Source organism: Rhizobacter sp. P3_C12 (assembly GCF_056402735.1).
The window spans coordinates 19,484-44,084 of the sequence record NZ_JBFUGW010000016.1; the positions used below are offsets into that span (position 1 = coordinate 19,484).

The following is a 24,601-nucleotide window of genomic DNA, read 5'->3' on the forward strand; positions in this document are numbered from 1 at the left end:
ATTTGATCACGCTTTCGCAATCCCCGGTTTCCCGGGGCTTGTCATCGTGTGTCATGGAATCTACAGTGAATGTGCCAATTGCACATTTACAGATCTGACTGGAAACGCATCGATGAACAAGTTCTTCACCCGTTGGGGCCTGGCTGCGGCCACCCTGCTCGCGACGCTGGCGGCCGCCGTGGCGCTGCCCGGCTGCGGCGGTGGCTCCGGCGACGATGGCGGCGGGACCGGCCGGGTGCGCCTGGTCAACGCGACGACCGACTACGCGGCGCTCGATTTCTACGCCAACGACGTGCTGCAGACGAAGGACACCGCGTCGTTCACCGCTGGCGCGTACTCGCCGGAGATCGGCGCCGGCACGGTGACGATGGCGCTGAAGCGCAGCGGCTCGGCCTCCACCGCGGTGAGCGTGAGCCGCACGGTGTCCGGGAACGGCAACCACACGCTGGTGGCCTACAGCACCGAGACCTCGCTGCGCGCGATGTACCTGAACGACGCCGAAGCGGCGCCGACGGCGGGCCAGGCGAAGCTGCGCCTGTTGAACGGCGCGGTCGAGGCGGGCGCGCTCGACCTCTACGTGTTCCCGGCCGATGCCAGCCTGGCCGACCAGAGCGCGGCGTTTTCCGCGATCCCGACCGACACGCTGAGCATCTACAAGGAGTTCGTGAAGGGCGCGTGGCGCATCGTCGTGACGGGCGCCGGCAACAAGGCCGACGTGCGGCTGGACCTGCCGTCGGTGGCCTTGGCCGACCAGCAGATCGCCACCGTGGTGGTCACCGCCACGCCGGGCGGCGTGCTGGTGCACGGCCTGCTGCTGAACCAGCGCGCCGAGGCGGTGGCGCAGAAGAACACCTTGGCCCGCGTGCGCGTGGTGGCGGGCGTGGCGGCCGGCGGCGCGGTCTCGGTGCAGGCGAACGGTGTCGCGCTGTCGAGCGGCATCACGTCGCCGGCGATCGTGCCGTACGCGACGATGCCGGCCGGCGCGGTGACCGGTGAACTGCGCGTGAATGGCGGTGCGGCGATCGCGCTGCCGGCGTTCACCGCCGTGCCTGGCGCCGACGTGACGCTGATGGTGCTGGGCACGGCGGCCGCGCCGAGCGCCTTCGTGCTGCAGGACAACAACAAGCCGGCCGGCGCCGGCAACGCGAAGCTGCGCCTGGTGCACGGCGTGAACGGCCTGGGCGGCAACGCGACGCTGACGGCCGACTACGGCCTGGTCGCGAGCGACATCCCGTTCGGCCAGGCGTCGGTGAGCACGAGCCTCGTGGTCGGCAACCCGGTCCGGCTGGAAGTGACCTCGCCGGCCGCGGCGGCGCGGCTGTTCCTCGCCGACGAGGCCAACCTGCAGGCGACCAAGGTCTACACGGTGTTCATGCTCGGTGACGCCGCCGCGCCGGTCGGGACGCTGGTGCGCGATCGCTGAGCGGGCGACATCGGCTGTCGCCATCCGGTGACAGCCGAAAAGTCGTTGTGCGACAGGCACTTGGCGCAGACGCTCGACTGCGCTGTCGCTGCATGGCGACAAAAACACCGGTCCGGACGATCGTTTCGGCGTCAGATACGGGCAAACCCTTTGTTACTCGCGGCAAGTCGTTGATAACAAACGACTTTTTCTGCTGGCACAAGCGTTGCGCTGTCAAGGCATCGCGGCCGTTTTCACGGCCTTGTTTTGCCAGACAGGAACCACGTTTTGCTCGCTTCCCCCGGTCTCCCCGCGCTCACCGCTTCCACCGTTCGCCGATCCGCGACATGGGTTCGCGCGCTGGTTTCACTCAGCCTCGCGGCCCTGGCCGGCCAGGCGATGGCCTTCGGCTTCGACGACGTCGCCGAGCGCGCCCGCCAGGCGGCCGCCCGTCCCTATGCACCGGTCACCGTCAAGCTGCCCGACGAGCTGAAGAACCTCGACTACGACCAGTACCGCGACATCCGCTTCAACCCGCAGAAGTCGCTGTGGCGCCGCGAGAACCTGCCGTTCGAGCTGGCCTTCTTCCACCTCGGCAAGTTCCAGACGCAGCCGGTGTCGATCAACGAGATCGCGCCGGACGGCCGCGTCAACCACATCGCGTTCGATCGCAATGACTTCGACTACGGCAAGAACAAGCTGACGCAGAAGGGCTGGGGCGACCTCGGCTTTGCCGGCTTCCGCGTGCACTACGCGCTCAACAACCCGGCCTACAAGGACGAGCTGGTCGTCTTCCTGGGCGCCAGCTACCTGCGCGCGCTCGGCAAGGGCCAGCACTACGGCATGTCGGCGCGCGGGCTGGGCATCGACACCGTCGGCGGCAGCGGCGAGGAGTTCCCGCGCTTCAGCGAGTTCTGGATCGAGCGCCCGGCGCCGCAGGCGACCACGCTGGTGATCCACGCGCTGCTCGATTCGCCGCGCGCGACCGGCGCGTACCGCATCACGCTGCGTCCCGGCGAAGAGACGGCAATCGACGTGCAGGCCCGCCTGTTCCTGCGCGCCGGTGTCGCGACGCTCGGCCTGACGCCGCTGACCAGCATGTTCGCGCACGGCGAGAACCAGCCGAAGGCCGGCGACTTCCGCCCCGAGGTGCACGACTCGGACGGCCTGATGCTCGCCACCGGCGACGGCAAGGGCGGCGGCGAATGGCTGTGGCGCCCGCTGGTCAACCCGAAGAACACGCTGGTGACCTCGTTCTCGATGGCCGAGCTGAAGGGCTTCGGCTTGATGCAGCGCGACCGCACCTACACCAGCTACGAAGACACCGAGGCGCAGTACGAGCACCGCCCGAGCGTGTGGGTCACGCCGCAAGGCAAGTGGGGCCCGGGCCGCGTCGAGCTGCTGCAGCTGCACACGCCGGACGAGACCGACGACAACGTCGTCGCGTACTGGGTGCCCGACAGCGTGCCGGCGCCCGGCCAGCCGATCGATTTCGCCTACCGCATGCAGTGGCAGGGCGAGCGCCAGCAGCGCCCGCCGGCCGGCTGGACGGTGCAGACCCGGCGCGGCCACGGCTTCGTCGACCGCAAGACGGTGCTGGATCCGCGCGAGGTGCAGTACGTCGTCGATTTCGACGGCCCCGCCCTGCGCGCGCTGCCGGCCGATGCGGCGGTGAAGGCCGTCGTCAGCGCGGGCAGCAACGCCCAGATCGTCGAACGCAACGCCTATCGCAACCCGGCGACAGGCACCTGGCGCATGACCGTGCGCGTCAACCGCCTCCAGCTCTCGCAACCCGCCGAGCTGCGAGCCTTCCTCCAAACCGGCGACAACGCCCTGACCGAAACATGGACCACGATCATTCAACCCGAGTGAGCGCCGACCGATCCGCACCGGGCGCCAGCATGCCGCGCATGAACCGCGGCTCGATGGTGGCTCAGCCGTGGCGTGGTTTCACGCGCAGCCTGGGCGACCTGCTGGTCGACTCGCTGGCCGGCCTGGGCCGCCTCGTTCAACCCGGCGCGCGCGCCACCGCTGCGGCTGAGCCGCCAGCGGCCCCCGAAGCCTGGGAGCTTGCTGCCAAGTCGCGCCGCCGCGTGCTGCTCGGCCTGGTCGCGCTGTCGGCCGCCGGTGCCACCGCGCTGCTCGCGAACGTGCTGCCGCCGCACGAGAGCGCCTGGCTGCGCAACCTGCAGATCGGCCTGTACGCGCTGCTGTTCGCCTGGGTGTCGGCGGGGTTCTTCACCGCGATGATGGGCTTCTGGGTGCTATGGCGCGGCGACCGGCATGCGATGTCGGCGGCCTCGGTCGGCAACGAGCCGATCCACAAGGGCGCCCGCACGGCGATCATCATGCCGATCTGCAACGAGCAGGTCTCCACCGTGTTCGCCGGGTTGCGCGCGACCGTCGAATCGCTGGCCGCCACCGGCGCATCGAGCCTGTTCGACGTCTACGTGCTGTCGGACACCAACGACCCCGAGATCCGTGCCGCCGAGCTGGCCGCCTGGGCCGAACTGCGCGCCGAGAGCGGGCTGGCCGATCGCATCTACTACCGCTGGCGCACCATCCGCACCAAGCGCAAGGCCGGCAACGTGGCGGATTTCTGCCGCCGCTTCGGCCGCGACTACCGCTACATGGTGGTGCTGGATGCCGACAGCGTGATGAGCGGCGACTGCCTCGTCAAGCTGGTGCGGCTGATGGAAGCCAACCCGAACGCCGGCATCCTGCAGACCGCGCCGCAGGCCTGCGGGCTCGACACGGTGCATGCGCGCTCGCAGCAGTTCTCGGGCCGCGTCGCGGGCCGGCTGTTCACCGCCGGCATGCAGTACTGGCAGCTGGGCGAATCGCACTACTGGGGCCACAACGCGATCATCCGCGTCGAGCCCTTCATGAAGCACTGCGGCCTCGCGCCGCTGAAGGGCCATGGCGGCCTGAGCGGCGAGATCCTGTCGCATGATTTCGTCGAAGCCGCGCTGATGCGCCGTGCCGGCTACCACGTGTGGCTGGTGCACGACCTGCACGGCAGCTACGAACAGCAGCCGCCCAACCTGCTGGAAGAACTGCAGCGCGACCGCCGCTGGTGCCAGGGCAACCTGCAGAACGCCCGCCTGATCGCCGAGCCCGGCCTGCACGGCGTGCACCGCGCGATGCTGCTGACCGGCGCTCTCGCCTACCTGTCGGCGCCGCTGTGGCTGGCCTTCGTGCTGCTGGGCGCGGGGCTGTGGATGTTCGGCGGCCACCCGGTGTTCGGTTCGGCGCGCGAGCTGCCGGTCGAGATGGCGCTGCTGTGGGTGGCCACCGCGGTGATGCTGGCGATGCCGCGCGTGATGGGCGTGGCCGCGATCGTGATGACGAAGCAGCAGCGCCGCTACGGCGGCACCGCCGCGCTGATCCAGGGCGCGCTGCTGGAAGGCGGGCTCTCGGTGCTGCAGGCGCCGGTGCGGATGATGGCGCACACGCTGTTCGTGATCGTCGCGCTGACCGGCCTGAAGCTGGACTGGAAATCGCCGCCGCGCGAAGCGAGCGACATCGGCTGGGCCGATGCGGCGCGCCGCTTCATGTTCATCAGCGGTGGCGTGGCCCTGCTGTCGGCGCTGGTGCTGTGGGTGCAGCCGCAGGCCACGCTGTGGCTGGCGCCGATGGGCCTGCCGCTGCTGCTGGCGGTGCCGCTGGTGGTGCTGACGAGTCGCTCCGGCCTGGGCAAGCGCCTGCTTGCCAGCAAGCTGCTGCTGACGCCGGAAGAGCATTCGGCGCCGACCGTGCTGCGCCGGGCCTGGGCCCACGCGCGCCGCGCGGCGCCGCTGCGCCAGTTCCGCGATGCGTTGAGCGACCCGTGGCTGTTCGACGTGGTGCGCGGTGCGATGGGCCCGCGCAACACCGGCTGGGGCAGCCGCGGCAAGGCGCGTCGCCTGCTGGTGAAGGGCCTGCTGGCCGACCAGGACACCGAGCGCCTGAGCAAGGCCGACCGGATGCGCCTGCTGAGTGAGCCGCAGACGATCGTGCGGCTGCGCGATCAGCTGGCCGCCAACGCGAGCCTCGTGAGGCACGAGCGGCGCGCCTGAGGCGGCGCGCGCGGTGCGGGGGCCGCGGAACGAAAGCACGAATGCCGCCACTCATGGCGGCATTCTTCTTTTTGCGCCCCACACTTGATTGAACGGAGACCTGCGCCATGGTCAAACGAGTCGCGACCCATCGTACGACGGCACCGGTCGTCGAGGCCCAGGTGCCATGGTGGTCCGACGAGCCCGGCAGCATCGCCCGCATGCTCGACCTGTGTGCTGCGTCGGCGCCGGGGCGGCACGCGCGCCTGCACGAGGCACTGATCACGCTGGACCGGGCGCTTCCGCAATTGCTGGAGGACGGAGAGCTGTCGGCGAATCGGCTGGAAACCGGGGGGCCGGAAGCAGATGCCGTTTTGTGCATCGCCGATGTGCTCACCCAGTGCGGGCACGAAGCACGGGCGCGGCAGTTGCTTGTCGAGGCCGTCGAGATGGGGGTCATCTCGCAGCAAGCTGCCGAGGCGACCGGCATCGCGGGATCACAAGGCGAGCTTCGTGAACGGGATCTGTATTCCGTTGTCGGTGAACCCGAGAGTCCGGAAGTCGCGGCTTACAGGAAGAAGGCGCAGTATTTCAGCGGCGAAATAGACGCGCTGGCCGAACGCATGGACGATGCGGGTCGGTTGAAAGCTCTCGCGTCAGGCGTTGAGCAGATATGGCGAAGCCATTCCGGCATTCAGTTTGACGACGGGCAGGCCCATCCGGGTCGTGTCATGTCGCATGACACCATGATCCACGATGAGTCGATGCGTGGCAGCGCGCCGCGGAGCGAAAGGGCGCGGAGCAGTTTGAGAGAAGCCTTGCACAAGCTGGATGCCACTCATCCGCACTTGCTGCCTGACACCGAGGATGAGATGCCGCTGGTCTTTGCCAAGACATCCTTCGTGGATGGCGCTTCGCTTGTCGCCGTGATGCGAGCCCGGATCAGACTGCGTGGCCAGAGATCCGCACTTGGCTTGTTTCGGCGTGCCGTCCTCGCGAATTGCATTGAGTGGCAGCGCGCGCCTGTTGCGAAAGCCATCATCGGCCTGCTCTCGTCGGTCCCGCACTCACAGGAGGAGGCAGCACCTGCGGTCCGTGCATTGCGGGCTGCGATGGAGATCTCGGTGGACCGGGCCGACCGCCAGGCATTGCGCGCCTGCCTGAAGGCTCTGGATGCGGTGGAAGACGATACCCCGCGGGCGCAGCACTTGCATCGAATCAAGGACTCGTACTGCCGAATACTGGACATCCTGGGGGCCCAGCAGATGCCGGTACTCCAGCAGCTCCACCTCAGCGTGAGCAGCGCGATCCTGCCTCTTGAAGAAGAAAGGGGAGGATATGCGTCGGAGGAGGGTTTGCGCTGTACAAAGCGCTACGAGCTGCAGGCGAGGCGCTTCGGTGGGCAATTGGCGTCGGAGGGTCCGAGCTACCGCGCCCACATCGAGTACTTCCTTGGGAAGTACCTGTTGCACGCGAGTCTGGCGGGCGACGAGGAACTACCGCGTTTCTGTCAGGGCATGGCTGCCCTTCAGGGGCAGGCGTGGCATGGGTTCGAGAACCTTTTCTAGCAGGGCAGGCCGTGTCTCGCGTCCAGCAGCGGCGGCGCGCGTGATTCACGGCCGGACCGTGCGGGGCGTGCCTTCGAGGTGCCGCCCCCACGCCCGACGCAGCTGCAGGTCCGACGCGAACCCCGCATGCTCCGCGGCCCGCGTGACGCTCGCGCCGCCCGACAAGGCCTGGCGCGCCCGCTCGAGGCGGATCTTCTCCACATAGGTCATCGGCGACACCGCCGCGTGCTCGGCGAACAGCCGCAGCAGGTGGCGCGTCGTCACGTGCGCGGCCTCGGCGAGCGAGCCGAGCGTCCAGTCGTCGCCGGGCCGCTCGCACACCGCATCCTGCGCGCGGTGCAGCGCCGGGTGGAGGTGGTGCCGGTGCGCCAGCAGCGGGGACAGCTCGGGGTCGTTGGGCGTGCGGCGCAGGTAGACCACCAGGTCCTTCGCGACCCGCGCCGCCAGCGCATCGCCACAGGCCAGCGCGATCAGGTGCAGCGCGAGGTCGATGCCGGCCGTCACGCCGGCGCTGGTGGCGAGCGCGCCATCGAGCACGAACACGCGGTTGTCGACCACCTGCGCCGCGGGCGCGAGGCGGCGCAGCGTCTCGATGAACGCATGGTGCGTGGTGCAGCGCCGCCCGCCGAGCAGGCCGGCGCGGGCCAGCAGCAGCGTGCCGGTGCAGACGCCGACCAGGCGGTGGTCCTCGCCCGACGCCAGCAGCGGGCCGATGTCGCGGCGCAGCCAGTCGATGGTGTCGAGCGTGGCGGCATCGGGACGGCCGAGCGCGGCGGCGGGCTGGCCGACCACCATCAACCAGGTCGGTGCGGCGAAGCGGTCGGGCAAAGGTTCGAGCCCGGCCACCTGCAGCCCGACCGAGCTCGCGGCCTGCGCCTGCGGCCCGACGAAGCGCAGCCGAAAGCGCTCCGGCCGGCCCTGGTCCGCGAGGTGCGCGTCCGCGAGACGGAACGCCTCCGCCGGCCCGGCGACATCGAGCAGCAGCGTGCGCGGTGGCACGACGATCGCGATGTCGACGCGGGTCATCGTTTCTCGGGCTCGATGCCCTGCAGGCCTTCGCGCAGCGCGGCGTGTGCCGCCGGGTCGACCGGCCGATGCTTCACCGCCGTGCTGGCGGGGTAGCGCGCGAGGTGGTTGCCGCCCTTCCAGTCATGCACCGGCCGCACCGGGCGCGGCACGAAGCCGCCGCCGCAATTCGGGCAGACGTTGCCGAGCACGCGGTCGACGCAGTTCGCGCAGAAGGTGCATTCGAAGCTGCAGATGCGCGCATCGATCGATTCCGGCAGCAGCGCGGTGTTGCAGTGTTCGCAGGTGGGGCGCAGTTCGAGCATGGCGGGCTTTCGTGGCGGGAGGATGCCACGATAGACCGGCAGGCCCGATTCGTCGTCGCGCTCGCCGACCTGGATCGATCAGTTCCGGACCGAATCCGCTGCCAGCCCCCGCACCGCCGCCCCTGCCGCATCGCGCGCCTGCTCCCACACCTGCTGCTTCCACTGCGGCGTGTCGATGTAGAACGCATCGCGCGTCTGCTGCTTGATCTGCGCGCGCTGCCCGGCCGGCGCCTCGGGGTGGTTCTCGACCCACTGGTCGGCCCGCAGCGCCTCGATCATCTGCATGATCGGCAGCGTTCCGTACTCGAGCGCGATGCCGGTGTACTCGGCCTGCGGGCATTCGTCGTAGGCGGCCGACCACATCAGCCCGGTCAGCAGCGGCGAGCTGGAGCTGCCGTCGTAGATCGACGTGATGCCGTCGCCCCACCACGCACGGGCCCGCTGCAGCGCTGCCGCATCGTCGCGGCACGCGAAGATGCGCTCGCCGACGCCGGCCGGCCCGAGCCCGGTGTGCAGGTCGATCCAGCCGAGCCGCGCGGCGCGCCGCCCGTGCTGCTGCAGCACGTGGCGCAGCGTGACGTGGCTCCAGGTCGGGTTGCGTCCGCCGTAGAACAGGCCCTCGGGGTGGTCGTACTGGCCGCCGGAGACGGCGGCCTGCAGCGCCTCCATGCCGCGCTGCTGCACGAACTGGCCGACGCGCATCATCACCTCGGGCGATGGCGGCCACATCGGCGGCACCAGCAGCCCGGCCAGTTCGTCGTAGCCGGGGTTGGCCGGCAGCGGCTGGCTGAAATCGTGGAAGTTGCGGTTCAGGTCGACGTTCTCGTGCGTCGTGCGGCGCCACCACGAGAAGCCGTACGGGTTCAGCGCGTGGAGGTAGAGCACCGCCACGCCGGCCGCGTGCGCCGACGCACGCCATGCCGCATCGCCCAGCAGCCCGACCTGGATGCCCGAGCCGCAGAAGCCCTCGACGCCGTGGCAGGCGCTGCTGACGATCAGCAGCCGGCTCGCATCGGCGGGRCCGTCGCGCACCACGTCCATCGCGAGCGTCTCGCCGTCGCGGCCGAGCAGCGGGTGCACATGGGTCTCGACGTCGAGCTCGGCCGCCTCGGCGGCGGCCAGGAACTTGCCGCGCGCCTCGGCGTAGGTCTGGGCGAAGAAGGAGGAGGGCGGGTCGAAGCTCATGGCGGTCATCCAGGATCAAGCGGCCGCCGCGGAACCGGCTTCGCCGGGCCGCTGGCGGCGCCCCCTTGAGGGGGAGGCGCCGAAGGCGCTTCGGGGGTGGGTCATCTCGAGAGCCACTGTTCGGCCAGGCGCACCCACAGCGTCGCACCCAGCGGGATCAGGTCGTCGTTGAAGTCGTAGCTCGGGTTGTGCAGCATGCACGGGCCCATGCCGTGGCCGCCGATGCGGTGGCTGCCGTCGCCGTTGCCGATCAGGAAGTAGCAGCCCGGCTTCTCGAGCAGGAAGTAGCTGAAGTCCTCGGCGCCCATCGTCGGCTCGAACTCCTGCACGTTGTCGGCACCGACCACGTCGGCCATCACGCCGCGCACGAACTCGGTCTCCACCGGGTGGTTGATGGTGGGCGGGTAGTTGCGGGTGAATTCGAACTCGCAACTCGCATCGAACGCGGCGCACAGGTTCTCGCTCACTTCCTTCATGCGCTTCTCGATCAGGTCGAGCACCTCGAGCGTGAAGGTGCGCACCGTGCCCTGGATCTCGACGCTGTCGGGCACCACGTTGGTGGCCTCGCCGGCATGGATCATCGTCACCGAGATCACGCCGGCATCGATCGGCCGCTTGTTGCGCGTGATGATGGTCTGGAAGCCCTGCACCAGCTGGCAGGCGATCGGCACCGGGTCGATGCCGTTGTGCGGCATCGCGGCATGCGAGCCCTTGCCGCGGATCACGATGCGGAACTCGTTGCTCGACGCGAAGCACGGGCCATTCTTCAGCGCGAACTGGCCGACCTTCATGCCGGGCCAGTTGTGGGCGCCGAACACCGCTTCCATCGGGAACTGCTTGAAGATGCCGTCCTTGATCATCTCGCGCGCGCCGCCGCCGCCTTCTTCGGCCGGCTGGAAGATCAGGTAGACGGTGYCGTCGAAGTGGCGGTTCTTCGACAGGTGCTTGGCGGCCGCCAGCAGCATCGCGGTGTGGCCGTCGTGGCCGCACGCATGCATCTTGCCCGGCGTGGTGCTGGCGTGCGCGAAGGTGTTCTTCTCGGTCATCGGCAGCGCGTCGATGTCGGCGCGCAGGCCGACGGCGCGATCGCTCGTGCCGGCCGTGCCCTTGACGATGCCGACGACGCCGGTGGTGCCGAGGCCGCGGTGGATCGGGATCCCCCAGTCGGTGAGCGCCTTCGCGATCACGTCCGCGGTGCGCTTCTCCTCGAAGCAGAGTTCGGGGTGGGCATGGATGTCACGTCGGATCGCCGTGACGGCCGCGGCATCGGCCAGGATGGATTCGATCAACTGCATGAGGCACGCTCCTGAGAGGGAGCGAAGCAGTTTACAGGCCACCGTAGCCCGGAAGCCATTCCGGGCATTTCAGCCAGCGGTCGAGCTGCACCCGGATTGACATCCGGGCTACGCGACTCAGTGGCGTACTTTGCCTTCGGCCGTCAGGATCGTCATGTCGACGTACTTCGAGCCGGCATGCGAGCGGTCGTTGAAGTCGATGAAGAAGCCGCCGAGGTTCAGCTCGGGCATGTTCTCCAGCGCCGTCACGAGCGATTCCGGCGTCACGTTGCCGCCGGCCGCGCGCAGGCCCTCGATCATCGTGCGGGCCGCGACGAAGCCTTCGATGCCGCCGTAGTTGGGCTCGAACTTCGCGCCCAGCGCCTTGCCGGCCGACAGGTAGTCGGCCGAGATCGGCACCGTGGCGCTGAACGGCAGCGGCATCACCTGGCTGATCGCGACGCCGCGGGCGTCCTGGCCGAGCTCGGCGGCCAGCGACTGCGTGCCGACGAACGACACGTTGTAGAAGCTGCCGGCGAAGCCCTGCTTGCGAGCCTCGCGGATGAACGCCGCGCACGACTTGTAGGCGCTGATCAGCACGATCGCATCGGGCTTGTCGGCCAGGATGGTGCCGACGCCGGCCGTCACGTTCACCGTGTTGCGCTCGACCGTGCCCAGGCCCACCGGCTTCAGCTTGTGCGCCGTCAGCGCTGCCGTCATGCCGTCCAGGCCGGCCTTGCCGTAGCTGTCGTTCTGGTAGAAGACGCCGATGCGCTGCATGCCGATCGAGGTGATCTGCTTGACGATCTCGGCGGTCTCGTCGTTGTACGACGCACGCACATGGAAGGCCATGCGGTTGAACGGCGAGCGCAGCACCTCGGCGCCGCTGAACGGCGCGAAGAACGGCGTGCGCGCCGCGGTGGCCAGCGGCAGCGCGGCGACCGACGTGGGCGTGCCGATGTAGCCGAACAGCGCGAACACGTCGTCCTTCAGCAGCTTCTGCGTGTTCTCGGCGCAGCGGTCGGGCTCGTAGCCGTCATCGACGCTGCGCAGCTCGATCGTGCGGCCGTTGATGCCGCCGCGCGCATTGACGCGCTCGAAGGCGAGCAGCGCGCCTTCCTTGAAGCGCTCGCCCAGCGCGCTGGCCGGGCCCGAGAACGCGGCCGACTGGCCGAGCACGATCTTGGTGGAGGCGGCGGTCGCCAGCTTCGGGAAGGCCAGGGCAACCGGCGCCGCAGCACCCAGGCTCAGGAAATGACGACGTTTCACAGCAACTCCAGACAAAACAAACAAATACTCGGCGCAACGCGCACGAGTCGATCAAGCGGACGCCGTGGAACCGGCTTCGCCGGGCCACTGGCGGCGCCCCCTTGAGGGGGAGGCGCGCAGCGCCTCGGGGGTGGGCCTACCGGCGGACTTTGCCGTCTTCGGTCAGCATGGACACGTCGACAAAACTGGACGCGACGTGGTCCTTCGCACCGAAGTGCACGTTGAAGCCGCCGAAGTTCGCGTTCTGGATCGACTCCAGCCCGGCGATCAGCGCGTCGCGCGACGGCGCGCGGCCGGCGCGCTTCAGGCCTTCCGCGAACACCTTCGCGGCCAGGTAGCCTTCCATGCTGGAGTAGTTCGGCGTCGCGTCGCCGCCGGCCTTCGCCACCGCATCCAGGTACTCGCGCGAGATCGGCGTGGTGGTCGAGAACGGGAATGGCATCACCTGGCTGATCATCACGCCGCGGCCTTCCTTGCCGAGCTCGTCGGCCAGCGCCTGCGTGCCGACGAACGACACGTTGTAGAAGGTGCCGCCGTAGCCGGCCTTGCGGGCCTCGCGGATGAACGCGGCGCACGACTTGTAGGCGCTGATCAGCACCACCGCATCGGGAAAGGTCGGAACGATGTCCTTCACCGCCTGGCTGACCGCGACGGTGTTGCGCTCGACCGTGCCCAGCGCCACCGGCGCGAGGCTCAGCGGCTTCAGCGCGCGCGTCACGCCTTCCAGGCCAGCCTTGCCGTACGCGTCGTTCTGGTAGAACACCGCGACCTTGTTCAGGCCCAGCTGCGTCAGGTTCTTCACGATCAGCGCGGTCTCGTCGTAGTACGAGGCACGCACATGGAAGACCGACTTGCTGAACGGCTCGCGCAGCGCCTCGGCACCGGTGAACGGCCCGAAGAACGGCATCTTGCTGTCGTTGACCAGCGGCAGCGCGGCCAGCGAGGTCGGCGTTCCCACATAGCCGAACAGCGCGAACACGTCTTCCTTGATGAAGCGGTCGGTGTTGGCCTTGCAACGGTCCGGCTCGTAGCCGTCGTCCAGCGTCTTCAGCTCGATGGTGTGGCCGTTGGCGCCACCGGCGGCATTGAAGGCATCGAAGTACACGCGGGCGCCGCGGTTCATCTGGATGCCCAGCTGTGCCGCCGGGCCGGTGAAGGCAGCGGACTGGCCCAGCACGAGCCGGCGGTCACTTTGAGCCAGCGCAGGCAGCGCCAACACAGCGCTGCCGGCGGCGACGCTCTTGAGAAGTTCACGACGTTTCATAGGGCAAGTTCCGTTGACAAATGTGTTGCAGCTTGTTACGACTCGGCGGGCCGTTTGCTGGGGCGTAAGGATATCCGTCCATATCGGTACAAAGCTTACGGTTCATGACCTAGCGGGCACATACATCCGGAAGCATGTGCAATAGTTCCGCGATGAGTTACCGAACTGTTGCGGCTGCGTGCCCGCATGACTGTCCAGACACCTGCGCCATTCGCGTGACCGTCGAGAACGATCGTGCGATCCGCATCCAGGGCGACCCCGATCACCCGACCACGCACGGTGCCTTGTGCACCAAGGTGTCGCGCTACACCGAGAGAACCTACAGCCCGGACCGCGTGCTGCACCCGCTGAAGCGCGTCGGGCCGAAGGGCAGCGGGCAGTTCGTGCCGGTGAGCTGGGACGAGGCGCTGTCGGACATCGCGGCGCGCCTGTCCGGGATCGCGTCGCGCGCGCCCGAGGCCATCGTGCCGTACAGCTACGCCGGCACGATGGGCCTGCTGCAGGGCGAGAGCATGGCCGGGCGCTTCTTCCACCAGCTCGGGGCCTCGCTGCTCGACCGCACCATCTGCGCGTCGGCCGGTGCCGAGGCGCTGATGGCGACCTACGGCGGCAAGGTCGGCATGCACGTCGAGCACTTCGCCGAGAGCAAGCTGATCGTGATCTGGGGCAGCAACTCGATCGCATCGAACCTGCATTTCTGGACTTTCGCGAACGCGGCCAAGCGCAACGGCGCGAAGCTGGTCTGCATCGATCCGCGCAAGACCGAGACGGCCGACAAATGCCACCAGCACATCGCGCTGCTGCCGGGCACCGACGGTGCGCTCGCGCTCGGGCTGATGCGCGAGCTGGTCGTCAACGACTGGCTGGACGCCGACTACATCGAACGCCACACCGAAGGCTGGCCCGCGCTGCGCGAGCGCGCGATGGCCTGGACGCCCGAGCGCACCGCCGAGACCTGCGGCATCAGCGCCGACGAGGTGCGCGGCCTGGCGCGCGACTACGGCACGACGAAGCCGGCCGCGATCCGCCTGAACTACGGCATGCAGCGCGTGCGCGGCGGCGGCAATGCGGTGCGGCTGGTGGCGATCCTGCCGTGCCTGACCGGCGCGTGGCGGCAGCGTGCGGGCGGCATGCTGCTGTCGGCATCGGGCTGGTTCCATCCCGACAAGGCCGCGCTGCAGCGGCCCGAGCTGCTGGCCGGCCGGCGCCCGCGCACCATCAACATGAGCACCATCGGCGACGACCTGCTGCGCGAGAGCTCGGCGGCGTTCGGCCCGAAGATCGAGGCGCTGGTGGTCTACAACAGCAACCCGGTCGCGGTGGCGCCCGAATCGCCGAAGGTGGTGAAGGGCTTCAAGCGCGAGGACCTGTTCACGGTGGTGCTCGAGCACTTCATGACCGACACCGCCGACCACGCCGACTACGTGCTGCCGGCCACCACGCAGCTGGAGCACCTGGACGTGCACACCAGCTACGGCCACACCTACGTGCTGATCAACGAGGCAGCGATCGCGCCGGTGGGCGAGGCGAAGCCGAACACGCAGATCTTCCGCGAGCTGGCGGCGCGCATGGGCTTCGATGCCGCGTGCTTCAGCGACAGCGACGAAGCCCTGGCGCGCCAGGCCTTCCGCACCGATGTCGTCGATTTCGACGAACTGCGCGAGAAGCACTGGGTGAAGTTGCAGATCGCGGAAGCGCCGTTCGCGAACGGCGGTTTCCCGACCGCGAGCGGCCGCTGCACGATCGATGCGCCGGGCTGGGGCGTGCCCGACCACGTGCCGAACTACGAATCGGCCCGTTCGACGCCCGAGCTGGCGAAGCGCTACCCGCTCGCGATGATCTCGCCGCCGGCGCGCAACTTCCTGAACTCCAGCTTCGTCAACGTGCAGAGCCTGCGCGACATCGAGGGCGAGCCGGTGCTGGAGATCCATGCCGGCGATGCGCAGGCGCGTGGCATCGCAGGCGGCGAGCTGGTGCGGGTGTTCAACGACCGCGGCGAGTACTGGTGCAAGGCGGTGATCAGCCCGCGTGCGCGGCCCGGCGTCGTCAACGGCCTGGGCATCTGGTGGCGCAAGCTGGGCGTGCGCGGCAGCAACGTCAATGAACTGACGCACCAACGGCTGACCGACCTGGGGCGTGCCCCGAGCTTCTACGACTGCCTGGTGGACGTGTCGCGGGAATGACGCAGGCCGGCCGCGCGGCCGGTGACAGGTGTCACGATTTGTGGCGATGTCTTCGGCGGTGTCGCCCCCGGGACAGATGTACTGCGAGGCTGCCCCCAGAGTGGCTGCTTTTCGCCAGGAGTCGTTGCGATGAAACGTCGGTTGTTCTTGCGTTCGTGTGTGCAGGGGATGGCGGCGGCGAGCGGCGCCGCGTGGGTGCAGGTCGCGAGCGCGGCCGACGAGGGGCTCGGGGCGACGCAGGTCACGCTCGGCAGTTCGGCCGCACTGAGCGGCATCCTGGCCGGCGCGGGCCGCGACCAGAACTCCGGCATCTCGGCCGCCTTCGGCGCGATCAACAAGGCCGGCGGCATCCACGGCCGCGAGCTGCGCCTGCTGATGAAGGACGACGGCTACGTGCCGGCGCGCACCGTCGAGAACGTGAAGCAGATGATCGAGGGCAACACCGCGTTCGCGCTGATCTCGTGCATCGGCACCGCGAACAACGCCGCGATCATCCCGGCGATCGAGCAGGCGGGCGTGCCCTATGTCGGCCCGATCACCGGCGCCTCGTCGCTGCGCCAGCCGGGCCAGCGCAACGTCTTCCACGTGCGGGCGAGCTACACCGACGAGGTGACGCGCGTGACCCAGCAGCTGGTCGCGATGGGCCTGAAGGACATCGCGCTGGTCTACCTCGACAACCCGTTCGGCAAGGAGGTCGCGAAGGACGCGACCGCCGCGTTGCAGTCGGCCGGGTTGCAGGCAGTGGCGACCGTGCCGGCGGCCGTGGACGGCTCCAACGCGACGCAGGTCATCGACCAGTTGCTCGCGGCCAAGCCCAACGTGGTGTTCTTCGGCACCACCGGCACGACCAGCACGGCGTTGATGCTGCAGCTGCGCGCACGCATGGCCGGCCTGCCGATGGTCGGGCTGTCGGTGTCGGTGATCTCGTCGGAGCTGGCCAAGCTGGGGGCCGCGTCGCAGGGCATCGCGTTGTCGCAGGTGTTTCCGGATGCGCTGTCGCAGAAGCTCGAGTCGGTGCGCAACTACCAGGCGGCGATGCGTGCGATCGGCCGCGAGGACTTCGGCGCCAGCAGCTTCGAAGGCTACGCCAACGCGATGGTGATGGCCGAGGGCTTGCGCCGCGCCGGCCGCGACCTGACGCGCGACAAGCTGCGCCAGGCGCTGACCGGCCTGAAGCAGCTGAACCTGGGCGAGTTTGCGCTCGGCTTCGGCGGGGCGGCGCCGTACGTCGCCTCGCGCTATGTCGCCCTGGCGGTGCTGGGGGCCAATGGGCGGCGGCTGACCTGAGCCTGCAGGGCTCGCCTAGACTCGCGTGATGCGAGTTCCGGTGAAGAAAAGATGGTGGGTGGCAGTGGGCGCGGTCGCGCTGCTGGGTTCGCTCAGCGGCTGCGGTTCGGTGCGCTACCTGGCGCAATCGGTCGGTGGCCACCTGAGCCTGCTGAACCAGGCGAAGCCGGTCAGTGACTGGCTCGCCGACCCCGCCACCTCCGACCCGTTGCGCGAGCGCCTGCAGCTGACGCAGCGCATGCGCGACTACGCGGTCAGCGAGCTGAAGCTGCCGGACAACGCGAGCTACCGGCGCTATGCCGACCTGCACCGCAGCGCCGCGGTGTGGAACGTGGTGGCCGCGCCCGAGCTGAGCCTGCAGTTGAAGACCTGGTGCTACCCGGTGACCGGCTGCGTCGGCTACCGCGGCTACTTCGACCAGGTGGCAGCCGACGAGCAAGGCGATGCGCTGCGCACCGAAGGCCTGGAGGTCAGCGTGTACGCGGTGCCGGCCTATTCGACGCTGGGCAAGCTGCCGGGCGGCTTCTTCAGCGACCCGCTGCTGAACACCTTCATCCGCTGGCCCGAGGGCGAGCTGGCGCGGTTGATCTTCCACGAGTTGGCGCACCAGGTGGCCTTCGCGAAGGACGACACGATGTTCAACGAGTCGTTCGCGACCGCGGTGGAGCGCATCGGCGGCGCGCGCTGGCTGGTCGAGAAATCGACCGCCGCGGCGCGCGACGAGTACGAGCGCTACGACAAGCGGCGCCAGGAGTTCCGCGCGCTGACGATGCAGGCGCGCAGCGACCTGGACGCGATCTACCGCAGCGGCCGCAGCGACGCCGACAAGCGCGCCGCGAAGGCCGAACGCATGGCGACGCTGCGCAGCGACTACGCAGCGCTGAAGGCCGGTGCGTGGCAGGGCTACGCCGGCTACGACAACTGGTTCGCGCGCGCGAACAATGCATCGCTGGGCGTGCTGGCGGCCTACAACGAGCTGGTGCCGCAGTTCGAGCGGCTGTTCGAACGCGAGGGCCGCGATTTCGACCGCTTCTACGCCGAGGTGCGCCGCATTGCCGCGTTGCCGCGCGACGAACGGCGCGCGACACTGGCCGCCGGCGCCACCGTGGCGACCACGACGACCCCATAAGGACCCGAGGAGACCGACATGCCCGACATCCACATCCACCGCGACCACGACCTGGGCCTGGCCCGCGCACGCGAGATCGCATGGAAATGGGCCGAGGAGGCCGAGAAGAAATTCGAGATGGAATGCACCGTGATCGAGGGCGAGGACAGCGACACGGTGGAGTTCACGCGCTCCGGCGTCAGCGGCGAGCTGGTGGTCGCAGCCGATCACTTCGACCTGCAGGCCAAGCTCGGCTTCCTGATGGGCGCCTTCGCCGGCACGATCCAGGGCGAGATCGAGAAGAACCTGGATGCGCTGCTGGCGGGGGGCAAGGCGCCGGCGAAGAAGGCGGCGGCGAAGAAGAGCAAGGGTTAGCCGTCTCGGCGGTCAACGCGCGGCAGCCGGTGTGCCCTGCGTCGATCCGCCTGGCGCATCGAACTGCCGCGGCACCCACCGATCCCGCCACCGCATGAACGGCGTCTCGACCAGCCTGAACAGCAGCCAGCCGCCCAGCAGGCAGGCCGCCGAGATCACGACGACCAGCAGCGGCGCCGGAAGCGCCCACGGCTTGAGCTGCCGGTTCACGATGAACGCGATCGGCTTGTGCGTCAGGTACAGCGCGTACGACCACAGCGCGAGCGAGGCCGCGCCCGGCACCCGCCAGCGCTGCAGGGGCGAACCGCGGCTCAGCGCGCCGAGCAGCAGCAGCGCCCAGGCCATCGCCATCAGCGAGTAGCCGAAGCCGCTCATCAGGTAGCCGTACCCGTAACCGTCGATCTCGTAGAAGTTCATCAGGCCCCACAGCATCGCGAGCGTCGCGGCCAGCCCGAGCCCGAACAGGGCCTTGCCGTGCTGCATCAGGCGCGCCCAGGCCTGCGGGTGCCCGTTCTTCAGCAGCGCGAGCGCGACGCCGGGCAGGAACTCGTCGAGCCGCGACAGCGAGCCGTAGTACACCGTCGGGTAATAGCGCTCGATCGCGCCGCCGGCCTCGCGGCCGTACTGCAGCCACAGCGCGCTGCGCCACGCGATCGCCGCCAGCACCAGCGCCGCGATCAGCGCCCAGGCCAGTGCCCGCTGGTGCCGCAGCCGCGTCACGCCCCACAGCGCCAGCGGCAGCCCGAGGTAGAACTGCTCCTCGATGCACAGCGACCAGGCATGCGAGAACGCGGTGCCCGGCTGCAGATCGATGTTCTGCGTGAAGGTCAGGAAGCGCCACAGCGGCGGCGGCTCGCGCCCGCCCATCACCGCCGGCAGCAGGAAGTACAGCGCCAGCACGACCCAGAAGTTCGGCAGCGTGCGCAGCGCGCGCCGCGCATAGAACGCGCCGAACGACAGCCGGCGCTCCTGCAGCAGCCCGCCCAGCAACTGGTTGGCGATCAGGTAGCCGCTGAGCACGAAGAACAGGTCGACGCCGGTCCAGCCGATCGCGCTGGCCCAGCCGAAGGTGTCCTGCCCGCTGACGAATACCCGGTAGTGGTAGGCGAAGACCAACAGGATCGCCAGGGCCCGCAGCGTGTCCAGGCCGGGCTGGCGATCGCGGGTCATTCCTTCAGCGATTCGATCAGGTCGACGTACTCCTGCATCGCCTCGTCGGCCGGCTTGCCCTTGACGGCATCCCAGGCGTCCCACTTGGCGCGGCCGACCATGTCGGTGAAGCCGGGGCGCTTGCCGTCGACGTCGCCGCTGCTCGCCTGCTTGTACAGCGCGTAGATCTTCAGCAGCGTCATGTTGTCGGGCTTCTCGGGCAGGTTCTTCGAGTCGGCCACGGCGGCTTCGAACAGGGTCTTGAGGTCGGCCATGAATGTCTCCGGGGATGCTTGGGTGAAAGTCGGCATTGACGCGGCGAATGTTACCCATCATCGTCGCTCGCACAACAAGATTCATCCCCCCAGGAGACCTCGACGATGCCCACCTCCACCCACGTCGCCGCCCAGCGCATGTCCCGTGTCGACACCGCCTGGCTGCGCATGGACAACGACGTGAACCTGATGATGATCGTCGGCGTCTGGCTGCTGCAGCCGGCCATCACGCACGCCGCGCTGTGCGAGCGCGTCGAAGACAAGCTGCTGAAGTACGGGCGCTTCCGCCAGAAGGTGGTCGAGGACGCGATGGGCGCGAGCTGGGTCCACGACCCCGCCTTCGACCTGCAGCGCCACGTGCTGCACGAGCCGCTGCGGCGCGCGCGCGGCCAGTCGGCCCGCCAGGCGCTGCAGGAACGCGTCGCCGAACTGAGCAGCACGCCGCTGGACCGGGCCCACCCGCTGTGGCAGTTCCACCTGGTCGACGACTACGAGGGCGGCAGCGCGCTGATCGCCCGCGTGCACCACTGCATCGCCGACGGCATCGCGCTGATCTCGGTGATGCTGTCGATCACCGACGGCGGCCAGGACCCGCCGCCGCGCCGCACCCGTGGCAAGGCGGATGACGAAGAGGGTGATGCCGATTGGCTTTCCGACGCGGTCGTCAAGCCGCTGACCGACCTGACCGTCAAGGCGATCGGCATGTACGGCGGCGGCATCGCCAAATCGATGGAGATGCTGGCCCATCCGCAGCAGCCGCTGCTGGGCTCGCTCGACATGGCGCGCACCGGCTACCAGGTGCTGAGCGACGTGGCCGCGCTCGCGCTGATGCCCGACGATTCGCCGACCTCGCTGAAGGGCACGCCGGTCGGCCGCAAGCACGTGGCCTGGGGCGAGCCGATCCCGCTCGACCAGGTGAAGGCGATCGGCCGCGCGCTGAACTGCTCGGTCAACGACGTGCTGCTGGCCTGCGTGGCCGGCGCGATCGGCGGCTACCTGCGCGCGCGCGGCGAGAACCCGGACGGGCAGGAGATCCGCGCGATGGTGCCGGTGAACCTGCGCCCGCTCGAGAAGGCGCACCAGCTCGGCAACCGCTTCGGGCTGGTGCCGCTGGTGCTGCCGATCGGCATCGGCAACCCGGTCGAGCGCGTCTACGCGGTGCGCGCGCGCATGACCGACCTGAAGGGCAGCTACCAGCCGCTGCTGGCGTTCGCGGTGCTGTCGGTGGCCGGGCTGCTGATCAAGCCGGCCCAGGATGCGCTGCTGAACCTGTTCGCGAAGAAGGCGACCGCGGTGATGACCAACGTGCCGGGGCCGGCCGTGCCGCTGAAGTTCTGCGGCTCGACGCTGCGCCAGACGATGTTCTGGGTGCCGCAGTCCGGCCACATCGGCGTCGGCGTCAGCATCCTGAGCTACGGCGGCGGCGTGCAGTTCGGGCTGGTCACCGACGATGCGCTGTGCAACGACCCGCAGGCGATCGTCGAGCGCTTCGAGCCGGAGTTCGAGAAGCTGCTGATGGTGACGCTGATGCTGCCGTGGGAATGACGCGGCTGCATCCGGTCGCACGGATCACCGGCGGAACTTGCCGTCGTTGCCGATGATGGACAGGTCGGCGAAGTCGAGCCCGGTGTGGTCGGTGGCGCTGTAGCTGATCTCCATGCCGCCCATGTCGTAGCGGGTCAGGCCGTTCAGCGCGGCCACCAGCCGCTCGCGCGTCGGCGCCGGGCCGGCGCGGCGCAGGCCTTCGACCAGCACCTTCGCGGCGGCGAAGCCTTCCATCATCGCGGGCGAGATGCCATCGAGCTTGCGGGCCCGCGCGAGCTCGAGCGCTTCCTTGACGATCGGCGACGCGATCGAGCGCTCGTACGGGAACACCTGCGAGACGATGGTGCCGCGGCCGTTGACCCCCATCATCTTGATGAAGCCGCTGGCCGCGTTGTTCGACAGCGTCACCACCTGGGCGGCGGAGCCGGCATGGCGCAACGCCATCGTGCCCTCGGCCACCGCACTCGACGAGCCGATGAACAGCACCGCCTGCGCGCCCGATTTCGCGACCTTCGGTGCCAGCGTGCTGAAGTCGGGCCTGCTGCGATCGAACTTCTCCAGCATCACCGGCTTCTTGCCGATCGCATCGAAGCCGGCCATGGCGCCCTGCACCGCATCGGCACCGAAGCTGTCGTCGGCCTGCAGCACCGCGATGCGGTCGACGCTGACCAGGCTCAGGTGGCGGATCGTGCGCTCGGCCTCGCGCTGGTAGGTGGCGCGCACGTTGAAGACGTAGGGCTGCAGCGGCTTGTGCAGGGCCATCGCACCGGTCGACGGCGCGATCATCGGCACCCGGTGTTCGTTGAGCAGCGGCAGCACGGCCTGCGCATTCGGCGTGCCACGGCCGAGGAACAGCGCCAGCACGTTCTTCTCGACGATCAGCTTCTTCGCGTTCTCGGCGCTGAGCTGCGGCTCGAACTTGTCATCGAGCGAGACCAGCTGGATCGGCTGCCCGTGCACGCCGCCCTGCGCATTGACCCAGTCGAGGTAGAGCTTTGCCCCGTCGGTGTTCTCCTTCACGCCGGCCGCCGCCGGGCCGGTGAAGCCGGAGGTCTGTCCGACCAGGAGCTGGGCTGCGGCGGGGGCGCCGATCGACATCATCGTGGCCGCCAGGGCCAACGCACCGAGGTACTGCTTCATCAGGTGTCTCCGCTCTGTCTGTGAACACAAGGAAATCCATGGTTTCACGGGCAGGGCGGGCGTGCCTGCGTGCAGTACGCCTGTCTGCGTGTCACGCCCTCAAGGGCGTGACGTGCTGCGCGAAGCGCTCAGCGACGGAACTTGCCGTCGGATCCAATGATGGAGAGATCTGCAAAATCGAGACCGCTGTGGTCGCTCGTGCTGAAGCTGACCTCCATGCCGCCGATGTCGTACTTGTGCAGGTTGTTCAGCGCCGCGAGCAGCTTGTCGCGCGTCGGCGTGCCGCCGCCGCGGCGCAGGCCTTCGACCAGCACCTTCGCACCGGCAAAGCCTTCCATCATCGCGGGCGACACCGCCTCGAAGCCCTTGGCCTTCGCGAGCTCCGTCGCTTCCTTGACGAGCGGCGACGCGATCGAGCGCTCGTACGGGAACACCTGCGTGACGATCACGCCGCGCGCGTTGTCGCCCATCAACGTGATGAAGCCGCTGGAGGAGTTGTTCGACAGCGTGACGATCTGCGCCGGGCTGCCGGCATCGCGCAGCGCCTTCGTGCCTTCGGCGACGACGGCCCCGGAGGCGATGAACAGCACGGCCTGCGTGTTCATCTTGACCAGCTTCGGCACGATCGCGCTGAAGTCGGGTTTCGCACGGTCGAACTTCTCGACCGCGGCCGGCTGCTTGCCGACCGCGGTGAAGCCGGCCGCGGCGCCGACGACGGCGTCGACGCCGAAGCTGTCGTCGACGTGCAGCACCGCGATGCGCTCGATGCCGATCAGGCTCAGGTGGCGGATCGCGCGCTCGGCCTCGCGCTGGTAGGTGGCGCGCACGTTGAAGATGTACGGGTTGACCGGCTTGTGCAGCACCATCGCGCCGGTCGACGGCGCGACCAGCGGCACCCGGTACTCGGCCAGCAGCGGCGCGATCGCCTGCGTGTGCGGCGTGCCGCGCACCAGGAACAGCGCGACCACGTTCTTCTCGGTGATCAGCTTCTTCGCGTTCTCGGCCGCGAGCTTCGGATCGAACTTGTCGTCCATCGAGACCAGCTCGATGCTCTGGCCGTTGATGCCGCCGCGCGCATTGATCGCGTCGAAGTACATCTTCGCGCCGTCGGTGGTCTCCTTGACGCCGGCGGCGACCGCGCCGGTGAAGCCTGCCGTCTGGCCGATCAGGATCTGGGCGGCCGCGCTGGCCGCGAGGCTGGACAAGGCCAGCACGCAAAGAAGCTGCTTCATGGTGTCTCCGGTTTCTTCTCTGGATCGTTGGCCGTGTCGACGACTCTGTCCCAACCGCGCACGGCAGGGCGGGATGTTTTCACACGCAACGGCCGCGCGAGCACGTCAAGTGGACGAAATGTCCACCCAGTCGCATTCGGCGCGACTTAGTTCGCGGTCGGCCCGCYTTCGTCGTCGCTTGTCAGCCCGGCGTCATCGGGGCGCCATTGATCCAGCACCGTGCGCAGGCTCTCGAACTGCATCGGCTTGGTCAGGTGCTCGTCCATCCCGGCATCGAGGCTGGACTGCCGGTCGGCGGCCAGCGCATGCGCGGTCAGCGCGACGATCGGGAAGGCGGGCAGGGTGCCGTCGGCCTGCATCGCGCGCAGCCGGCGCGTCGCCTCGACGCCGTCCATGCCCGGCATCTGGATGTCCATCAGCACGAGGTCGGGCGCCTTCTCGAGGCAGTGCGCGAGCGCCTCTTCGCCGCTCGCGGCGACGCTGACCTTCATGCCCAGCACCATCAGCATCTCGCGCGCGACCAGCTGGTTCAGCGGGTTGTCCTCGACCACCAGCACGTGCATGCCGGGGCGCATCGGGGTCGACGGCTCGGGCCGTGCCGGTGCCGGGCGGGCCTCGGGGCTGGCGACGGTGCGCAGCTCGGCCGGCGTCAGCGGCTTCAGCAGCACCGCCATGCGGCTGCGCGCGGCGCGCTCGAGCAGCACCGGCTGGTGGAAGTCGGGGCGCAGCAGCAGCGTGACGCGCGTGCCGTCGGGCAGCGCCTGGCGCAGCGCTTCCAGGTCGCTGCTGTCGTCGAGGCCGTCCTCGGCCAGCACGACGCAGTCCGGCAGGCGGCCGCCGAGCCGGGCGCGTTGCGTGGCCTGTGCGAGGTCGGGGATCAGCTCGGTGGTCCAGCCCAGGCGCTCGATGCGGCGCGGCAGCCACGGCGAGGTCGTCGCGCCGCGCACCACCAGCCAGGCATGGCCGGGCGGGTGCGG

At 69.1% G+C, this 24,601-nt stretch carries 20 protein-coding genes; 9 read left to right on the plus strand and 11 right to left on the minus strand.

Annotation, left to right across the window (positions count from 1 at the left end; genetic code table 11):
* Window positions 1-112 precede the first annotated feature (112 nt).
* The 4 genes from AC1DXV_RS04905 (at window position 113) to AC1DXV_RS04920 (ending at window position 7,007) form a co-directional block, all read left to right on the plus strand.
* Window positions 113-1,423 carry a DUF4397 domain-containing protein gene (locus AC1DXV_RS04905; protein ID WP_477866110.1) on the plus strand — a complete coding sequence of 437 codons (1,311 nt, stop codon included), beginning with the start codon at window positions 113-115 and terminating at the stop codon, window positions 1,421-1,423.
* 378 nt (window positions 1,424-1,801) lie between these two features.
* The gene (locus tag AC1DXV_RS04910) at window positions 1,802-3,274 is read left to right on the plus strand and encodes a glucan biosynthesis protein G (protein WP_477866108.1); all 1,473 of its coding nucleotides are present in this window, start codon (window positions 1,802-1,804) and stop codon (window positions 3,272-3,274) included.
* Window positions 3,271-5,460 (plus strand): glucans biosynthesis glucosyltransferase MdoH, encoded by a 2,190-nt coding sequence (gene mdoH, locus AC1DXV_RS04915; RefSeq protein WP_477932682.1) that lies wholly within the window; start codon window positions 3,271-3,273, stop codon window positions 5,458-5,460. The genes AC1DXV_RS04910 and mdoH overlap by 4 nt, the downstream gene beginning before the upstream one ends.
* 107 nt (window positions 5,461-5,567) lie before the next feature.
* On the plus strand, window positions 5,568-7,007 hold the full coding sequence (locus AC1DXV_RS04920; RefSeq protein WP_477865461.1) for a hypothetical protein: 1,440 nt from the start codon (window positions 5,568-5,570) through the stop codon (window positions 7,005-7,007).
* Window positions 7,008-7,052: 45 nt separating this feature from the next.
* Here AC1DXV_RS04920 and AC1DXV_RS04925 read toward each other — a convergent pair whose 3' ends face one another.
* The 6 genes from AC1DXV_RS04925 to AC1DXV_RS04950 form a co-directional block, all read right to left on the minus strand.
* Window positions 7,053-8,033, minus strand: a complete 981-nt coding sequence (locus AC1DXV_RS04925) for a GlxA family transcriptional regulator (RefSeq protein WP_477865460.1) — start codon at window positions 8,031-8,033, stop codon at window positions 7,053-7,055.
* Window positions 8,030-8,338: a DUF1272 domain-containing protein gene (locus tag AC1DXV_RS04930; RefSeq protein ID WP_477865459.1), complete on the minus strand. Its 309-nt coding sequence runs from the start codon at window positions 8,336-8,338 to the stop codon at window positions 8,030-8,032. Before AC1DXV_RS04930 ends, AC1DXV_RS04925 begins: the two co-directional genes overlap by 4 nt.
* 78 nt (window positions 8,339-8,416) lie before the next feature.
* Complete coding sequence (locus AC1DXV_RS04935) at window positions 8,417-9,523, minus strand: M14 family metallopeptidase (RefSeq protein ID WP_477865458.1); 1,107 nt, start codon at window positions 9,521-9,523, stop codon at window positions 8,417-8,419.
* 101 nt (window positions 9,524-9,624) lie between these two features.
* Entirely contained in the window at window positions 9,625-10,818 is a 1,194-nt protein-coding gene (locus AC1DXV_RS04940) for a M20 aminoacylase family protein (RefSeq protein ID WP_477932684.1), read from the minus strand.
* Between the two features lie 117 nt (window positions 10,819-10,935).
* Window positions 10,936-12,066, minus strand: a complete 1,131-nt coding sequence (locus AC1DXV_RS04945; protein ID WP_477865456.1) for an ABC transporter substrate-binding protein — start codon at window positions 12,064-12,066, stop codon at window positions 10,936-10,938.
* Between the two features lie 136 nt (window positions 12,067-12,202).
* Window positions 12,203-13,330 carry an ABC transporter substrate-binding protein gene (locus AC1DXV_RS04950; protein WP_477865455.1) on the minus strand — a complete coding sequence of 376 codons (1,128 nt, stop codon included), beginning with the start codon at window positions 13,328-13,330 and terminating at the stop codon, window positions 12,203-12,205.
* A 134-nt stretch (window positions 13,331-13,464) separates the two neighbouring features.
* On the opposite strand from AC1DXV_RS04950, the gene AC1DXV_RS04955 reads away from it, so the two are divergent.
* From AC1DXV_RS04955 to AC1DXV_RS04970, 4 genes are all read left to right on the plus strand, one after another.
* On the plus strand, window positions 13,465-15,513 hold the full coding sequence (locus tag AC1DXV_RS04955) for a molybdopterin-containing oxidoreductase family protein (protein WP_477865454.1): 2,049 nt from the start codon (window positions 13,465-13,467) through the stop codon (window positions 15,511-15,513).
* 129 nt (window positions 15,514-15,642) lie between these two features.
* Window positions 15,643-16,800: an ABC transporter substrate-binding protein gene (locus tag AC1DXV_RS04960; RefSeq protein WP_477865453.1), complete on the plus strand. Its 1,158-nt coding sequence runs from the start codon at window positions 15,643-15,645 to the stop codon at window positions 16,798-16,800.
* A 28-nt stretch (window positions 16,801-16,828) separates the two neighbouring features.
* Entirely contained in the window at window positions 16,829-17,929 is a 1,101-nt protein-coding gene (locus tag AC1DXV_RS04965) for an aminopeptidase (protein WP_477932686.1), read from the plus strand.
* Window positions 17,930-17,947: 18 nt separating this feature from the next.
* A complete protein-coding gene (locus AC1DXV_RS04970; RefSeq protein WP_477865945.1) occupies window positions 17,948-18,283 on the plus strand; it encodes a polyhydroxyalkanoic acid system family protein in 336 nt (111 codons plus the stop codon).
* 12 nt (window positions 18,284-18,295) lie between these two features.
* Here AC1DXV_RS04970 and AC1DXV_RS04975 read toward each other — a convergent pair whose 3' ends face one another.
* Together AC1DXV_RS04975 and AC1DXV_RS04980 are read right to left on the minus strand one after the other, a co-directional pair.
* Window positions 18,296-19,453 carry an acyltransferase family protein gene (locus AC1DXV_RS04975; protein WP_477865944.1) on the minus strand — a complete coding sequence of 386 codons (1,158 nt, stop codon included), beginning with the start codon at window positions 19,451-19,453 and terminating at the stop codon, window positions 18,296-18,298.
* Window positions 19,450-19,707, minus strand: a complete 258-nt coding sequence (locus AC1DXV_RS04980) for an acyl-CoA-binding protein (protein WP_477865943.1) — start codon at window positions 19,705-19,707, stop codon at window positions 19,450-19,452. The genes AC1DXV_RS04975 and AC1DXV_RS04980 overlap by 4 nt, the downstream gene beginning before the upstream one ends.
* A gap of 105 nt (window positions 19,708-19,812) precedes the next feature.
* Between AC1DXV_RS04980 and AC1DXV_RS04985 the strand changes: the two genes are divergently transcribed.
* A complete protein-coding gene (locus AC1DXV_RS04985) occupies window positions 19,813-21,252 on the plus strand; it encodes a wax ester/triacylglycerol synthase family O-acyltransferase (protein ID WP_477865942.1) in 1,440 nt (479 codons plus the stop codon).
* A 24-nt stretch (window positions 21,253-21,276) separates the two neighbouring features.
* Here the strand turns inward: AC1DXV_RS04985 and AC1DXV_RS04990 are convergent, their stop codons facing one another.
* From AC1DXV_RS04990 to AC1DXV_RS05000, 3 genes are all read right to left on the minus strand, one after another.
* The gene (locus tag AC1DXV_RS04990; RefSeq protein ID WP_477865941.1) at window positions 21,277-22,392 is read right to left on the minus strand and encodes an ABC transporter substrate-binding protein; all 1,116 of its coding nucleotides are present in this window, start codon (window positions 22,390-22,392) and stop codon (window positions 21,277-21,279) included.
* Window positions 22,393-22,520: 128 nt separating this feature from the next.
* Entirely contained in the window at window positions 22,521-23,624 is a 1,104-nt protein-coding gene (locus AC1DXV_RS04995; RefSeq protein ID WP_477932688.1) for an ABC transporter substrate-binding protein, read from the minus strand.
* A 146-nt stretch (window positions 23,625-23,770) separates the two neighbouring features.
* Window positions 23,771-24,601 (minus strand): response regulator (locus tag AC1DXV_RS05000; protein WP_477932690.1); only part of this gene is annotated, 831 nt, incomplete at its 5' end.

What these genes read in the sequence shown, in the direction of transcription:
- AC1DXV_RS04905 (WP_477866110.1), top strand. Translation starts at nt 113, where the DNA reads ATGAACAAGTTCTTCACCCGTTGGGGCCTGGCTGCGGCCACCCTGCTC.
- AC1DXV_RS04910 (WP_477866108.1), top strand. Translation starts at nt 1,802, where the DNA reads ATGGCCTTCGGCTTCGACGACGTCGCCGAGCGCGCCCGCCAGGCGGCC.
- AC1DXV_RS04920 (WP_477865461.1), top strand. Translation starts at nt 5,568, where the DNA reads ATGGTCAAACGAGTCGCGACCCATCGTACGACGGCACCGGTCGTCGAG.
- AC1DXV_RS04925 (WP_477865460.1), bottom strand. Translation starts at nt 8,033, where the DNA reads ATGACCCGCGTCGACATCGCGATCGTCGTGCCACCGCGCACGCTGCTG.
- AC1DXV_RS04930 (WP_477865459.1), bottom strand. Translation starts at nt 8,338, where the DNA reads ATGCTCGAACTGCGCCCCACCTGCGAACACTGCAACACCGCGCTGCTG.
- AC1DXV_RS04950 (WP_477865455.1), bottom strand. Translation starts at nt 13,330, where the DNA reads ATGAAACGTCGTGAACTTCTCAAGAGCGTCGCCGCCGGCAGCGCTGTG.
- AC1DXV_RS04955 (WP_477865454.1), top strand. Translation starts at nt 13,465, where the DNA reads ATGTGCAATAGTTCCGCGATGAGTTACCGAACTGTTGCGGCTGCGTGC.
- AC1DXV_RS04960 (WP_477865453.1), top strand. Translation starts at nt 15,643, where the DNA reads ATGAAACGTCGGTTGTTCTTGCGTTCGTGTGTGCAGGGGATGGCGGCG.
- AC1DXV_RS04965 (WP_477932686.1), top strand. Translation starts at nt 16,829, where the DNA reads ATGCGAGTTCCGGTGAAGAAAAGATGGTGGGTGGCAGTGGGCGCGGTC.
- AC1DXV_RS04970 (WP_477865945.1), top strand. Translation starts at nt 17,948, where the DNA reads ATGCCCGACATCCACATCCACCGCGACCACGACCTGGGCCTGGCCCGC.
- AC1DXV_RS04975 (WP_477865944.1), bottom strand. Translation starts at nt 19,453, where the DNA reads ATGACCCGCGATCGCCAGCCCGGCCTGGACACGCTGCGGGCCCTGGCG.
- AC1DXV_RS04980 (WP_477865943.1), bottom strand. Translation starts at nt 19,707, where the DNA reads ATGGCCGACCTCAAGACCCTGTTCGAAGCCGCCGTGGCCGACTCGAAG.
- AC1DXV_RS04985 (WP_477865942.1), top strand. Translation starts at nt 19,813, where the DNA reads ATGCCCACCTCCACCCACGTCGCCGCCCAGCGCATGTCCCGTGTCGAC.
- AC1DXV_RS04990 (WP_477865941.1), bottom strand. Translation starts at nt 22,392, where the DNA reads ATGAAGCAGTACCTCGGTGCGTTGGCCCTGGCGGCCACGATGATGTCG.
- AC1DXV_RS04995 (WP_477932688.1), bottom strand. Translation starts at nt 23,624, where the DNA reads ATGAAGCAGCTTCTTTGCGTGCTGGCCTTGTCCAGCCTCGCGGCCAGC.